The sequence below is a fragment of the Aurantimonas sp. NFXS3 genome, from assembly GCF_049132005.1.
Lineage (GTDB): Bacteria > Pseudomonadota > Alphaproteobacteria > Rhizobiales > Rhizobiaceae > Aurantimonas > Aurantimonas coralicida.
Genome location: NZ_JAGDDZ010000007.1, coordinates 36,680 through 49,127, shown reverse-complemented (window position 1 = coordinate 49,127; position 12,448 = coordinate 36,680). Strand labels below are relative to the sequence as shown.

The window sequence follows — 12,448 nt, the reverse complement described above, 5'->3', positions numbered from 1 at the left end:
GATGACGGGTTGGTTTCAGGAGTACGGAGATCGTCGCGTCGGACCAGGCGCGTCCCACGAGGGCAGGGGGGCTGAGAATGGACGCCTCTTCGAGTTCATGATATCCACAACCCGATGATGTTTCACCGATCCCACGCTCGCACGCCTGCTCGGCTGCTGACTGCTCTCGCGGTCATGCTGAGCATGCTGTTCGCATCCGTCGGGTCGGTCGGGGCGGAAACCCCCATCATGTCGTCGCAGCCCCTCGCCATGGCGGTGGTCGCTGAGGCGGATATGGCCGGCGAACCCGGGCACGCGCACGATGGCCACCATGCGCCCGCGAAAGCCCATGATCACAAGGCCGCCGGCGCAAGTGACTGTGCGACGCACTGCCTGACGGCAGTCCCGCAGGCCGTCGGGCCGACCGACGCCATGCCGGTCAGTCGCAATCTGTCCTATCCGATCCTCACGACGGATCTGACCGGACAGTCCGGCCCCACTACCGAGCGTCCTCCTCGAATCTGATCGTCCAGGGCTTTTCCAGCCTTATTGCGTCTTCCGGCCATCCCTTGGTCGCAAGCGTGGACGTCAGGAATTTGCCTACGGCGAAGCCTGATCCTCTTCCTCCATGACCGGTTCCGCGAGGCGTATCTCGCGGCGAGCGGTATGGCGTTCAGGTTCAACAATGAGATTCTCCATCATTGCCGGCATCCTGCCCGGCCTGCTTCTGGCGGGCTGCGCGGACGCTGCTCGGGGTCTGCCCGAAACAACCCTATTCCCGTCGCCTGATGACCCGAGCACTTCCGGCGGAACACCCGGCCGTGCTTCCGTCGTCGGCGCCTATACCCATCGCACGGTCCGCGAGCCGGATGGTTGGCGCGGTACCGGCGTGTCCATATCCCCCGTTGCCGGCCAGGAGCCGACACGATGAGGCCGCTGTTCAGGGTGAGCAGCGTCCTTCTCCTGCCGCTGATCATGTCCGGCTGCGTCGCGGCATCGGAGACCTTCGAGCCGGATCTCGGCTTCGGTGCCGTGTCGGCAGACGCCGGACGGCGCCTGGGAAAGCAGACGGTCTGGGTCCAGGATCAGGCGCAGGCTGCGGCGGCCAACGAGCAGGTCCGGAACCTGCTCGCGGCGAAATATATCGGCGCCGACGCGGCCGTGCAGGTCGCGCTTCTCAGCAATAAGACGTTGCAGGCGGACTATGCAGAGGTCGGACTGTCGGTTGCCGAGCTCTGGCAGGAGGGGCTCGCCGTCAATCCGAGGCTTTCGCTCTCCTACAGCGGGATTGGAGTCGGACGGACGATCGAGGGGCTGATCGCCGCCAACATCATCCGGATGATGACCCGGGACCGGCGCCTCGACGTCGCGGAGGTGCGGGTCCTCCAGGCGCAAATGCGGGCCGTCGACGCAACGCTGGCGCTTGCGGCCAGAACGCGTGAGGCATGGATCGAGGCTGTCGCGGCCTGGGAGACGGTCGCCTATCTGAACCGTGCGAAACTCGCCGCGGACGCTGCCGCGGAACTGGCCAGCGAACTGGGCCGGACCGGAGCGATGCCGAAGGTCGAGCAGGCCCGCGAACAGGCCTTCTATGCCGAGCTCACCGGGCGGACGGCCGAAGCGCGACTGGCCGCGCAACTGGCCAAGGAGAAGCTCTACCGGGTGATGGGCGTATGGGGGAAGAATCTCGATTTCGAGGTTCCGAACGCATTGCCCGCACTGCCCGGCACGCTGAAGGGCTTCAAGGCCATCGAGGCCGAAGCCCTTCGCAACCGGGTCGACCTTCAGGTCGCGCGTCTCGAACTCGAGGCGCTGGCGCGGTCCTACGGCCTGACGAAGGCCACGCGATATGTGTCCGACCTCGAACTGGCCGCTGGCGTGGAAGTCGAACGCGAGGTCGAGGAACGCGACGACGGATCCGAAGCGGCAAGCAACGTCGTCTCCGCATCGGTGGAGGTGGGGCTCGAAATCCCGATCTTCGACAGTGGGCAGGCCCGGCTGCGAAAGGCGGAATTCCAGTACCTGAAGGCCGCCAACCAGCTGGCGGCCAAAGCCGTCGACATCCGGTCGCAGGCACGCGCCGCCTACAAGGCCTATCGCGGTCGCAGCGAGATCGCCCGCCACTACCGCTCTCGCGTCGTGCCATTGCGGACGACGATCGAGAAGGAAGCTCTTCTCACCTACAACGGGATGATCACGAGCACCTTCGATCTCCTCGCCGATACGCAGGCGAAGCTCGACGCGATCCTGCTCTCCCTCAACGCAAAGCGCGAATTCCACCTCGCCGACGCCGCTCTCACCGCGGCCGTCTACGGCGGCGGCGAAGATGCGTCCGAAGCCGCTGGTGGCGCCGAGATGGCGTCCGCCTCCGGCGACGATTGATCGAAAGGATCCGAACGATGGTTTCGAGACGACAATTCATCGGGGCCGGAGCGGCTCTTGCAGGCGTCGCCGCCTGGTCGAAGACGTCGGCCATGGGGCTTCCGGAAGCGCCGATCATGGAAACGGCGGCCACCCAGCCGCCGCTGATGCCGACGGCCGGGCCGGACTACAATCCCGTGGTGACGCTGAACGGCTGGTCGCTGCCCTTTCGCATGAATAACGGCATCAAGGAGTTCCATCTCGTTGCCGAACCGGTGGAGCGGGAGATGGGCGAGGGCATGACCGCCTATCTGTGGGGCTACAACGGCCAGGCGCCGGGACCGACCATCGAATGCGTCGAAGGCGACCGGGTGCGGATCTTCGTATCGAACAGGTTGAGGGAGCACACGACCGTTCACTGGCACGGCGTCATCCTGCCCTGCGGCATGGACGGCGTGACCGGCCTGACCCAGCCGGGAATTCCGCCGGGCAAGACGTTCGTCTACGAGTTCGACGCCGTGAAGAGCGGGACCTTCATGTACCATCCGCATGGCGACGAGATGGTCCAGATGGCCATGGGGATGATGGGCATGTTCATCATCCATCCGAAGGACCCGGCCTTCATGCCGGTCGATCGCGACTTCGTTTTCATGCTGTCGGCCTACGACATCGATCCCGGTGCGTATCTGCCGAAGGTCATGGAGATGACCGATTTCAATCTGTGGGCGATCAACGCCCGGGTTTTCCCGGATGTCGCACCTCTCGTCGCGGCGACCGGCGACCGGGTCCGGGTGCGGGTCGGAAACCTGACGATGACCAATCATCCGATCCACATGCACGGTTACGACTTCGAGGTGACCTGCACCGACGGAGGATGGGTGAGGCCCGAGGCACGCTGGCCGGAGGTCTCGATCGACATTCCCGTGGGGGCGATGCGCGCCTACGAGTTCGACGCGGTCTATCCGGGCGACTGGGCCCTGCATTGCCACAAGTCGCACCACACGATGAACGCGATGGGACACGACATCCCGACGCCAATGAATGCCAACAAAGCCAGGGTTGCGGCGAAGATCCGCCAGATCCAACCGGACTACATGCCGATGGGCGAAACCGGGATGGCCGAAATGGCCGAGATGGCGATGCCACTGCCGGACAACACGATCCCGATGATGGCCGGCTGGGGGCAGTTCGGCGCCCTCGAAATGGGCGGCATGTTCACCGTGATGAAGGTTCGGGACGGGCTTGCGGCCGACGATTACGCCGATCCGGGCGATTACGAGTTTCCCGCCGGAACGGTGGCCTACGAATGGACCGGATCGCTCCCTGAAGCACCTGTCGCGCCAGTTGGCAGCGCCGACGGTGCCGCACTGCCCCACACGCCATCCGCCAGACGGGTCATGCCGGCCGGCGGCGATCATTCCGGCCATTGAGGCCGGGACGCAAGGAACACCAACCACAATCAAAGAGGACCATTCATGCGCAAACTCACGATGCTGCTCTTCGCCGCAACCTTGCCGCTTGCCCCAGCCACCGCCCTGGCGGCCGGGAGCCATTCGGGGGGGCACCACGACGAGATGATGCTCGGCAAGCCGGCGGAGCCCGCGCAGGCGGGGCGAACCATTGCCGTGCGGATGCTGGAGACCGACGACGGCGCGATGCTGTTCGAGCCGTCGTCCATCGCGGTCAAGCGGGGCGAGACCGTGCTTCTGGACATCCGCAACGATGGCGAGATCGAGCACGAATTCGTCATGGACGGGCACGAGATGATCCAGGAGCACAAAGTGCTCATGGAGAAGTTCCCGGAGATGGAGCACGCCGATCCGAACGCCGTGCGTCTGGCCCCCGGCGAGAGCGGCCAGATCGCCTGGACCTTCACCAATGACGGCAGCTTCGAGTTCGCCTGCCTGATCCCCGGCCACTACGAATCCGGCATGCACGGTCCGCTGACCGTTGCCGCCGAATAGCCCCCGACCGAACGATCCTCCGGAGAGAACCATGTCCAAATTCGTGAAAACCCTCGCGCTGGCGCTCGTTGCGCTTCCCCTGGCTCTGCCGGCTCTTGCCGCCGATTACACCAGAGGCACCGTCCAGAAGGTCGATACCAAGGCCGGGAAGCTGACGATCCGGCATGAGGAACTGGCCAATCTCGACATGCCGGCCATGACGATGGTGTTCGTCGTCGCCGATCCGGCGATGCTGGAAACGGCAAAGGAAGGCCAGGCGATCGAGTTCGTGGCGGAACGGATCCGCGGCAAGTTGACCGTCGTCGAGATGAAATAGGCGCCTTTCCCGCCGGGCGGCGCCAACCGCTCGGCGGGAGCAGGTCCCGAACATCACCACCATCACCACAGGCCCGCCCCATGAAGTACTCGACCTTCGGCGCGATGATCGCGACCTCCACCATCGTGATGTTCGGACTGATGTATCTGAACACCTACAGCCTCGATCATATCCTCTTCAGCGAAACCCGGGCATGGATGGCGATCGTCATGGGGGCGGCGATGGCCGTCATCATGCTGGCCTTCATGCTCGGCATGTACCGGAACCGGACGACCAATATCGCGATCTTCGCCGCCGCGATCATCGCCTTCGCCGGCGCGGTCTATCACGTGCGCAGCCAGGACACGGTCGCGGACGTTGCCTGGATGAAGGCGATGATCCCGCATCATTCGATCGCTATTCTGACCAGCGAGCGTGCCAACATTTCCGATCCGCGCGTCCGCAAGCTCGCGGACGCGATCATCGAGGCGCAACGCCGGGAGATCGGAGAGATGAAGGCTCTGATCGCTGATCTCGAAAGGGAGTAAGCCCGCAATGACATGTCCGATCAGTCGCCGGAGCTTCCTGCTCGGATCGAGCGCGCTGCTTGCAACCAGCGGAATATCGAGCGCCTCCGCCGCCACGCGGCACCGTCTCGTCGCTGCCGTAGGCCAGGCGCAGATCGTGCCCGAAACATTCGCAGGCCCAACGCCAGTCTGGGCATTCAACGGGACCGCGCCAGGGCCGGTGTTGCGGGTGCGCGCAGGCGAACGCCTGGCCGTCGATGTCGAGAACGGCCTTGCTGAGCCGACCAGCGTGCACTGGCACGGCATCCGGATCGACAACGCGATGGATGGCGTGCCCGGGCTGACGCAGGCCGCGATCGCGCCGGGCGAGCAATTCTCCTACGATTTCGTCGCGCCGGATCCGGGGACCTACTGGTACCACTCCCACAATCGATCCTGGGAGCAGAATGCCCGCGGGCTTCACGGGGCGCTGATCGTCGAGGAGCCTGAGCCGTGGCGGGGTGCCGACCGCAACCTCGTTCTGGTCCTCGACGACTGGCGTCTCGCCCGGGACGGCGCCATCGCAGACGGCTTCGGCCAGATGATGGAATGGGCACATGGCGGCCGCATCGGCAACACGCCGACGGTCAACGGACGCCTGGGCTCAAAGATCGCCGTCCGGCCGAACGAGCGGGTCCGGGTGCGCCTGATCAATGCGGCCAATGCCCGGATCATGGAGATCGCCTTTGCGGATCTGCCGGTGCACCTCCTGGCGCTCGACGGCATGCCGACGACGATCGAAGCGCTAAGCGGAACCATCCAGCTTGCCCCCGCACAAAGGGCCGACCTCCTCGTCGACTTTGCCGGAGCGGATGGAGACACGATCCCGCTGTCGCTGCAGACGCGGGATGGGCCCTTCGAGATGGCCACGTTCGCGCTTCAAGGGGAACCCGTGCGATCGCGATATCCCGACCCCGTCGGGCTGCCGCTGTCCGGCCCGGCCGCTCTGCCCGAATTGTCGGACGCCTTCAGAACCGAACTGGTGATGGAGGGCGGCGCCATGGGCAGCATGCAGGGCGCCACGCATCAGGGCCGCTGGATGGACATGCGCGAACTCGTCTCGAAGAGCCGGGTCTGGTCGTTCAATGGGGTGGCAGGCGACATGGACGAACCGCTCGCGAGTGTGGAGCGCGGCCGTCCGATCGTCTTCACCCTGCGCAACGCCACCCGATGGCCCCATGCGATGCATGTCCACGGCCATCACTTCCGTGTCGTCTCCCGCGACGGCAAGCCCGTTGCGAACCCGGTCCTGCGCGACACCGAGCTGATGATGCCCGACGAGACGATCGAGATCGCCTTCATCGCCGACAATCCGGGGAAATGGCTGCTCCACTGCCACATGCTGGAGCATGCCGCCGGCGGCATGATGACCTGGTTCGACGTGACATGAAGAGACGTCGATGAGGGCATCGAAAGCGACCATCTCGGCCATCGCCGGCGCGCTCGCAATCGGCGTGTTCCTTGTCTGGTGGGCCTTGTCCGAGGGAACGCCATCCGACGCGCATATCGTGGCCGTGACAGTTCCTCAGCTCTCCGTCCGGGCGGAGCGTGGACAGGAACTCTTCGCCGCGAACTGTGCTGCCTGTCACGGGCAGAACGCCGGCGGCACCGAACAGGGGCCGCCGCTGATCCATCGGATCTACGAGCCGAACCACCATGGCGACCAGGCATTCCTGATCGCCGCGACCCAGGGCGTTCGTGCCCACCACTGGGGCTTCGGAAACATGCCGCCTGTCGGGGGCGTGAGCGAGCGCCAGGTCGCCGATATCGTTGCCTATGTTCGCGAGGTCCAGAAGGCCAACGGCATCTTCTGAACTCCCCACGATCACCGTCGCAGGTATTTCACCAGCGCCGCGATCACCAGCACGAAGACCACAAGGACCAGAATGCCCCAGAGTCCCATGCCAAAGGGCATCCATCCCATATCGCCAGAGTGTTCGCCCATCATCGTTGTTCTCCTTGCTAAAGGTGGCTTTTCCGTCGGGTAGTCTTGCGAGCCAACGTCGGAGTTCTTGTCGAAGACGAGGAGCGTCCCCGAACCTTGTCCGCAGTGTTGGCACATGGTTGGAACGAGGAGGCTTCAGCCTCCCCAGATCATGCGCAGGGGCATCCACAGGCCCATGCCGATCATGACGAGGTTCTCGGTCAGCGACACGAAGCCCAGGGGCACGTTCGAGCCGCCGCCGACGCAGGCGCATTTGAGTTCGCGCTTCTGCACATAGACCGCATAGGAGACCGACACGGCGCCGATCGTCCCGATGACCAGCGCGATCGGCGCCGACAGCCAGGTGAGGGTGCCGGCGATCATCAGCACGCCGGCCAGCGTCTCGCCGAACGGGTAGATCTTGCCGTAGCGCACCCATCGCTTGGCCAGAAGGTCGTAGTTCAGGAACATGGTCGAGAAGCTCTCGATGTCCTGCAGCTTCTGGATGCCGAGCAGGCACATGGAGATGGCGAAGAACCACTCGATCGCCCGCACGGTGAAGATCGTCTCATAGGCAGCGAAGGAGACCGCGAGCGCCATCAGGAAGGCGACCGAGAAGATGGCGATCACCGGCTGGTAGGTGGTCTCGTCCTCCGACTGGACCGACTTGCCGAAATGTTCGCGCAGGTCCGTATAGCCGCCGACGCGATCGCCGCCGATGAAGGTCTGGGGTGTCGTCTCGACGCCATGTTTTGCCTTGAAGGCGTCGGTCTCCACGCGGGTGGTCAGCCAATTGTCGTCGACCGCGAACCCTTCGCGCTCGAGAAGATCCTTCGACTTCAGCCCGTAGGGGCAGACATGCTCGTCCATGACCATCCGGTAGAGGACGGCCGTCTTCCGTGTTGGTGAAGGCAATATCGTACTCATGCCGCTTCTCCTGCAACGATGGTCAGCGAACACTCGTTCGTTCGCCGATCGTCGTTATTAGATGGAGATTCCAGCTACTGGAAGGTCAAGGCGGGATCGGCAATCCGCACATGAGGCGTGTCGTAATTCAAAGCACTCGCCTCCGGAGACGCGGCGATACACAGCGATCAGGCACTGGATCAGCGTTGAGACGAACTCGGCGTCAGATCGCCAGTCCGCGTCTCCTGGCGTCCGTTTTTCGGAATGCCCTACGCAGCGGCGCCGAGCGCACTTCGTACAACGACGTTCGCTCCAACGGGAACACGATCTTCCAGATCGATGACGTCCTGGTTGAACATACGAATGCAGCCTGACGACACTGATCGGCCGATCGTTGAGGGCTCGTTGGTACCGTGAATCCGGTAGTAAGTGTCCCGGCCACCGCGATAGAGATAGAGAGCGCGGGCTCCCAACGGGTTGCCGAGCCCGCCCTCAAGGCCGCTCGCGTAGGGGCCGAACCGTTCGGGCTCACGCTTCAGCATGTTGGGTGTCGGCGTCCAGCCCGGCCACTCAGCCTTGCGGGCGATTGTCGCGTTGCCAGTAAACGCGAAGCCGGCTTTGCCGACGCCGACACGGTAGCGCATGGCCTTGCCGTTTTCCTCGACGAGATAGAGGAAATGCGCGGCCGGATCGACGACGATGGTGCCCGGAGCTTCGGAGCCGGCGAAATCAACGATCTGGCGCCGGTTTTCATCGGTAAGATGGGCAGCGGGAATGGCCGGGATGGTGCGGCCACTGTCCTCGAAGGTGGCATATCGCGGATCGCCGATCAGGCTCGGCGCAGCGTAACCGAGCACGGTCCGGGGCAGTTCGCCGACAGACGAGCAACCCGCCATCGTAAGCAGAGCCGCGGCCAGCAGGCCTGTGCGGTGAGCGTTCCTCAAAGTCATGTCAGTCCCATTCCGCCTTGGCTCTATCGATACCCGCCGCGATTGTTTCGCGCGAGATCTCTCCGAAATGCAGCGAACGGAGCGTTCCGGTCGCGTCGAGAAACAACGTGGCGGGGTAGCCGGACACGCCGTAATGCTGTGCGAGCGCATACCCTTGATCGAGTACGATATGGTCGATTTCGAGGTCGGCTCCGGCAAGGAACCGAGACACGGTTTGCGCGCTTTCACCCTGGTTGGCGAAGACGAACACCGCATCAGCTCGGTTTGCAGCCATTGTCGCCATCATCGGCATTTCGCGGCGGCATGGTGGGCACCAGGAGGCCCAGAGGTTGAGCACGATCGGCCTCGCTCCGAAATCGGCCAGTGAGCGGTCCGGACCGTCCAGCATGGCAAAGCTCTCGCTGGGAGCCGCGATTGCCTTCGTGCTCGCGACCAGCTGCCAGGCAATGTTCCAGGCAACGAAAGCGCCGGCGAGCGCGCCGATCGACCAGACCCGGAGACGAACGTCCCGAAACACGTAGAGGGTGTAGAGAAGGGCAACCGCAAGCCCGGCCAACCCTGCGAAACCACCTTCCCAGATGCTGAAAACGCGGAGCGGCTCCGGTGCAAAGGTCTCCCAGTGAAGGACGACATGCCCCAGCCGGGCAGCGATGATCCCAATCGGCACGACCGTCAGCGACCAGTTGCCCAGCCGCTCGTCGACACGTCCTGTCAGAATGGCAGCGACGCCCAGAAACACGACAATTGCCACGATGGCCGCAAGACGGTCTCCGGCGAAGACGAGGGGACCCAGCGTCAGGGCAGCCAACTCAGTTGCCCTCCGCAAGACGGATGCGCTCGATGAAGGCCTCGGCGGGAATCTCGCCTACGATCCGCGATCCCGGTATCTCCAAGCCTTCATGGTCAACGAACAACATGGTCGGCGGCCCGACAACCGCCAGTTCCGACGTCAGTGCGGCTGACCCGGGGCGCTCGTCCGTGACGTCAACCTTCAGGAGCCGATAGCCGACGAGCCGCGCCTGCACCCTCTCATCCTCGAACACCTCGCGCTCGAGAACATCGCAACTGACACACCAATCGGCGGTGAAATACAGGAGTGTAGGCTTGTCTCCAGAGGTAATGGCATCGGCCACCTCCATGGGCGCATCAACCTTCTCGAAAGGGAGCTTCGCGGTGCCGCGCGCACCCCCGTTCGCGGTCAAGGGTGCGAGTGGGCGCAGGGGATCGTCGGCATTCGCGACCGCACCGACGGCAAGCGTGCCTCCATAGATGAGGGACAGCACGCCCACCGTCCGTCCGATTCGCTGAAGCGGACCCCGGGGGGCGCTCCGACCTCCAAGCCCGCCCAACTCGAAACCGACGCCGATCAGCAGCGCGGCCCAGAGCCACAAAGCCACGAAAGGCGGCAGAATGCGCGCGATCATCCAGATGGCGAGCACCAGGAAGGCGATGCCGAAGGCGCGAGTGACCGTCTGCATCCAGGGTCCGGATCTGGGCATGATACCCGCACCGAAGGTGCCGAATGCGACGAGCGGCGCGCCTTGTCCGAGGCCGAGGGCGAAGAGCGCAGCGGCACCGAGACTGATGTCGCCTGTCTGACCGATATAGATGAGCGCGCCCGCGAGGGGTGCCGTGACACAAGGACCAACGATGAGCGCTGACGTGAAGCCAAGCGCTGCCGTCGACCTGATTCCGCTACGCCCGGCCGTGACGCCGGCAACGGCACTGGTCCAGGCACTCGGCAGCCGCAACTCGAACAGGCCGAACATCGACAGGGCCAGAATGAGGAAGACCAGCGACACGACGAGGATTGCTGGCGTCGACTGCAAGGCCATCTGGAGATTCTGGCCGGACCAGGCCGCAGCGACGCCCAGCAGGCCAAAGGCCGTTGCCATGGCCAGCACATAGACTGCGGAATGCAGGAGCCCGTGCCTGGTCGAGGTGCGGCCTTCTTGCCGGCCGAGCTGCCCCGCCAGGATCGGATACATCGGGAAGACGCATGGGGTAAAAGCGAGGCCGAGGCCGAGCAGGAAGAATGTACCAATGGCCCAACTCGCCCCGCCATCGTTTAGGAGAGATGCGACGAGACCTCCGGACGCGGCGTCCACCTGAATCCCTGTGCCCGGTGCCGGGTTCGTCACGGGCAGATTGCTCTTCGCCGTGCCGGCGGGACCGCTGGCTGCCTCGAAGGCATTGCGGAAGCTGGAAGGCGTCAACGTCCGCCGTTCGCCTCCACCATTGGTTGGGCGTGCCAGACGCTGCCCCGGTGCGCCTCGCCCGCTTTGCGCCGCCAGTTCGATCGTCCGCGTGACTGGCCGGTAGCAGATACCGTTCTCTTGGCACCCCTGGAAGGAAACCGCGACCTCGCTGGTCCCGGTTGGCACCGAAGCGAGCGTCGCGGTCGCCGCATCGTGGAAGACCTCCATGACGCCGAAACTTGGATCGTTCTTCGGCTCGCCACGGGGTATGTCGAGCTCTACGGTTTCCCCGGCCGGCGTCGCGGCCGCAATCCTGTCCCGATAGAGATAGTAGCCACCTGCGATCGCCCAGTTGAGTTCAACTCCGCCCGTGGCAGTCGCCGTGCTGGTCAGAGCGAAGGCCTGATCGACGGGGAGCGGTTCCGACTGGGCGGTGGCTGCTTTCGGGGTTCCGGCGGTGACCGCAAAAGCAACCGCGGCCAGGACACGTGTGATCGCCATCATTCTCTCCGGTCGACTTCTCGGACCGGCTGGTCGGACGCTCAGCTTAAGGCAGACTTAAGTCGGGTCGGCCGGTGCATCCTTTTCGCTCGTCGTCAGTTTGCCGAGCGGAAACATACATGGAGAACGCCGATGGCTACCGAGCTTTCGATCATCGAGACCCTGACCGATACCGCAGTCGACAGCGCCCTCGGTTACGAAACAGCATCCGAGTCAGCTGATAACGCCGGGTTGAAACAGACACTTCGGGAGCAGGCGGGGAAGCGGCGCGACACCGTCCGCATGTTGAATGCCGAGATTGTGCGACTGGGTGGCGAACCCCGAGAGAGTGGCAGCACAATGGGCGCTGCGCATCGTGCCTTCACCAGCTTGGCTGATGCCTTCGAAGACAGCAATGAAGCGGCCGCCGAACGGGTGGAAGAAGGCGAGGATTACATCGAACAGAAGTTCCGAGCGGCTTTGGACCATCAGGACCTCACGGCCGAGGCGCGCGTTGTGATTCAGCGCGCGCATGACGAGATCAGCAAGGGCGAACGCATCACTGATGTCTTGAAGAAGCGGTTTGCCTGAGGCTCCCGTAGCGAAGTCGGCTCGGCGGTTCTTAGGGACTGCCGAGCCGCTTCTCGGGGGCACACTGCGGCTGAAGGATCTCCGGAGTATCGATGTTCAGTGGACGCCCCTTCGCGCAACGCTCCCGTCCCGTGTCGCCAGCTTCCGCAAGCCAGCCCGAATGTTCGCATGAGATATGGAAGAGCCCAGTTCGGCTTGTCGGGGGAAGCGAAATTGCTTCCAATCTGCTCCCGT

The 12,448-nt window shown here is 64.2% G+C and carries 14 protein-coding genes; 9 read left to right on the top strand and 5 right to left on the bottom strand.

Features of this window, described 5'->3' with window-relative positions:
* Nucleotides 1-183: 183 nt before the first annotated feature.
* The 8 genes from J3367_RS18305 (at nucleotide 184) to J3367_RS18270 (ending at nucleotide 6,979) form a co-directional block, all read left to right on the top strand.
* Nucleotides 184-504 carry a hypothetical protein gene (locus J3367_RS18305; protein ID WP_277028296.1) on the top strand — a complete coding sequence of 107 codons (321 nt, stop codon included), beginning with the start codon at nucleotides 184-186 and terminating at the stop codon, nucleotides 502-504.
* A gap of 402 nt (nucleotides 505-906) precedes the next feature.
* Nucleotides 907-2,361: a TolC family protein gene (locus J3367_RS18300; RefSeq protein WP_421461995.1), complete on the top strand. Its 1,455-nt coding sequence runs from the start codon at nucleotides 907-909 to the stop codon at nucleotides 2,359-2,361.
* 17 nt (nucleotides 2,362-2,378) lie between these two features.
* Nucleotides 2,379-3,770 carry a multicopper oxidase family protein gene (locus J3367_RS18295; protein WP_421461994.1) on the top strand — a complete coding sequence of 464 codons (1,392 nt, stop codon included), beginning with the start codon at nucleotides 2,379-2,381 and terminating at the stop codon, nucleotides 3,768-3,770.
* A 45-nt stretch (nucleotides 3,771-3,815) separates the two neighbouring features.
* On the top strand, nucleotides 3,816-4,304 hold the full coding sequence (locus J3367_RS18290; RefSeq protein WP_421461992.1) for a cupredoxin domain-containing protein: 489 nt from the start codon (nucleotides 3,816-3,818) through the stop codon (nucleotides 4,302-4,304).
* Nucleotides 4,305-4,335: 31 nt separating this feature from the next.
* Nucleotides 4,336-4,620, top strand: coding sequence for a copper-binding protein (locus J3367_RS18285; RefSeq protein ID WP_024351233.1), 285 nt, complete (start codon nucleotides 4,336-4,338; stop codon nucleotides 4,618-4,620).
* Between the two features lie 80 nt (nucleotides 4,621-4,700).
* The gene (locus J3367_RS18280) at nucleotides 4,701-5,147 is read left to right on the top strand and encodes a DUF305 domain-containing protein (protein ID WP_187392574.1); all 447 of its coding nucleotides are present in this window, start codon (nucleotides 4,701-4,703) and stop codon (nucleotides 5,145-5,147) included.
* A gap of 7 nt (nucleotides 5,148-5,154) precedes the next feature.
* Nucleotides 5,155-6,555, top strand: a complete 1,401-nt coding sequence (locus J3367_RS18275; RefSeq protein WP_421461989.1) for a multicopper oxidase family protein — start codon at nucleotides 5,155-5,157, stop codon at nucleotides 6,553-6,555.
* 10 nt (nucleotides 6,556-6,565) lie between these two features.
* Nucleotides 6,566-6,979, top strand: a complete 414-nt coding sequence (locus tag J3367_RS18270; protein ID WP_187392576.1) for a c-type cytochrome — start codon at nucleotides 6,566-6,568, stop codon at nucleotides 6,977-6,979.
* An 11-nt stretch (nucleotides 6,980-6,990) separates the two neighbouring features.
* Here J3367_RS18270 and J3367_RS18265 read toward each other — a convergent pair whose 3' ends face one another.
* The 5 genes from J3367_RS18265 to dsbD all read right to left on the bottom strand — a co-directional run bounded on the left by J3367_RS18265 (nucleotide 6,991) and on the right by dsbD (nucleotide 11,644).
* Nucleotides 6,991-7,113: a hypothetical protein gene (locus J3367_RS18265; protein ID WP_266102233.1), complete on the bottom strand. Its 123-nt coding sequence runs from the start codon at nucleotides 7,111-7,113 to the stop codon at nucleotides 6,991-6,993.
* A gap of 132 nt (nucleotides 7,114-7,245) precedes the next feature.
* Complete coding sequence (locus J3367_RS18260) at nucleotides 7,246-8,016, bottom strand: MauE/DoxX family redox-associated membrane protein (RefSeq protein WP_187392577.1); 771 nt, start codon at nucleotides 8,014-8,016, stop codon at nucleotides 7,246-7,248.
* A gap of 248 nt (nucleotides 8,017-8,264) precedes the next feature.
* Nucleotides 8,265-8,945, bottom strand: coding sequence for a L,D-transpeptidase (locus J3367_RS18255; RefSeq protein ID WP_421461987.1), 681 nt, complete (start codon nucleotides 8,943-8,945; stop codon nucleotides 8,265-8,267).
* Nucleotide 8,946: 1 nt separating this feature from the next.
* Nucleotides 8,947-9,753: a TlpA disulfide reductase family protein gene (locus J3367_RS18250; RefSeq protein ID WP_187392579.1), complete on the bottom strand. Its 807-nt coding sequence runs from the start codon at nucleotides 9,751-9,753 to the stop codon at nucleotides 8,947-8,949.
* A gap of 1 nt (nucleotide 9,754) precedes the next feature.
* Nucleotides 9,755-11,644: a protein-disulfide reductase DsbD gene (gene dsbD / locus J3367_RS18245; RefSeq protein WP_421461985.1), complete on the bottom strand. Its 1,890-nt coding sequence runs from the start codon at nucleotides 11,642-11,644 to the stop codon at nucleotides 9,755-9,757.
* A gap of 132 nt (nucleotides 11,645-11,776) precedes the next feature.
* Here dsbD and J3367_RS18240 point away from each other — a divergent pair, with 132 nt between their 5' ends.
* The gene (locus J3367_RS18240) at nucleotides 11,777-12,214 is read left to right on the top strand and encodes a PA2169 family four-helix-bundle protein (protein WP_421461983.1); all 438 of its coding nucleotides are present in this window, start codon (nucleotides 11,777-11,779) and stop codon (nucleotides 12,212-12,214) included.
* Nucleotides 12,215-12,448: the final 234 nt, after the last annotated feature.

Coding starts and splice junctions, on each gene's coding strand:
- J3367_RS18265 (WP_266102233.1), bottom strand. CDS start 7,113: ATGATGGGCGAACACTCTGGCGATATGGGATGGATGCCCTTTGGCATG.
- J3367_RS18255 (WP_421461987.1), bottom strand. CDS start 8,945: ATGACTTTGAGGAACGCTCACCGCACAGGCCTGCTGGCCGCGGCTCTG.
- J3367_RS18275 (WP_421461989.1), top strand. CDS start 5,155: ATGACATGTCCGATCAGTCGCCGGAGCTTCCTGCTCGGATCGAGCGCG.
- J3367_RS18300 (WP_421461995.1), top strand. CDS start 907: ATGAGGCCGCTGTTCAGGGTGAGCAGCGTCCTTCTCCTGCCGCTGATC.
- J3367_RS18305 (WP_277028296.1), top strand. CDS start 184: ATGCTGTTCGCATCCGTCGGGTCGGTCGGGGCGGAAACCCCCATCATG.
- J3367_RS18290 (WP_421461992.1), top strand. CDS start 3,816: ATGCGCAAACTCACGATGCTGCTCTTCGCCGCAACCTTGCCGCTTGCC.
- J3367_RS18295 (WP_421461994.1), top strand. CDS start 2,379: ATGGTTTCGAGACGACAATTCATCGGGGCCGGAGCGGCTCTTGCAGGC.
- J3367_RS18240 (WP_421461983.1), top strand. CDS start 11,777: ATGGCTACCGAGCTTTCGATCATCGAGACCCTGACCGATACCGCAGTC.
- J3367_RS18280 (WP_187392574.1), top strand. CDS start 4,701: ATGAAGTACTCGACCTTCGGCGCGATGATCGCGACCTCCACCATCGTG.
- dsbD (WP_421461985.1), bottom strand. CDS start 11,644: ATGGCGATCACACGTGTCCTGGCCGCGGTTGCTTTTGCGGTCACCGCC.
- J3367_RS18260 (WP_187392577.1), bottom strand. CDS start 8,016: ATGAGTACGATATTGCCTTCACCAACACGGAAGACGGCCGTCCTCTAC.
- J3367_RS18270 (WP_187392576.1), top strand. CDS start 6,566: ATGAGGGCATCGAAAGCGACCATCTCGGCCATCGCCGGCGCGCTCGCA.
- J3367_RS18285 (WP_024351233.1), top strand. CDS start 4,336: ATGTCCAAATTCGTGAAAACCCTCGCGCTGGCGCTCGTTGCGCTTCCC.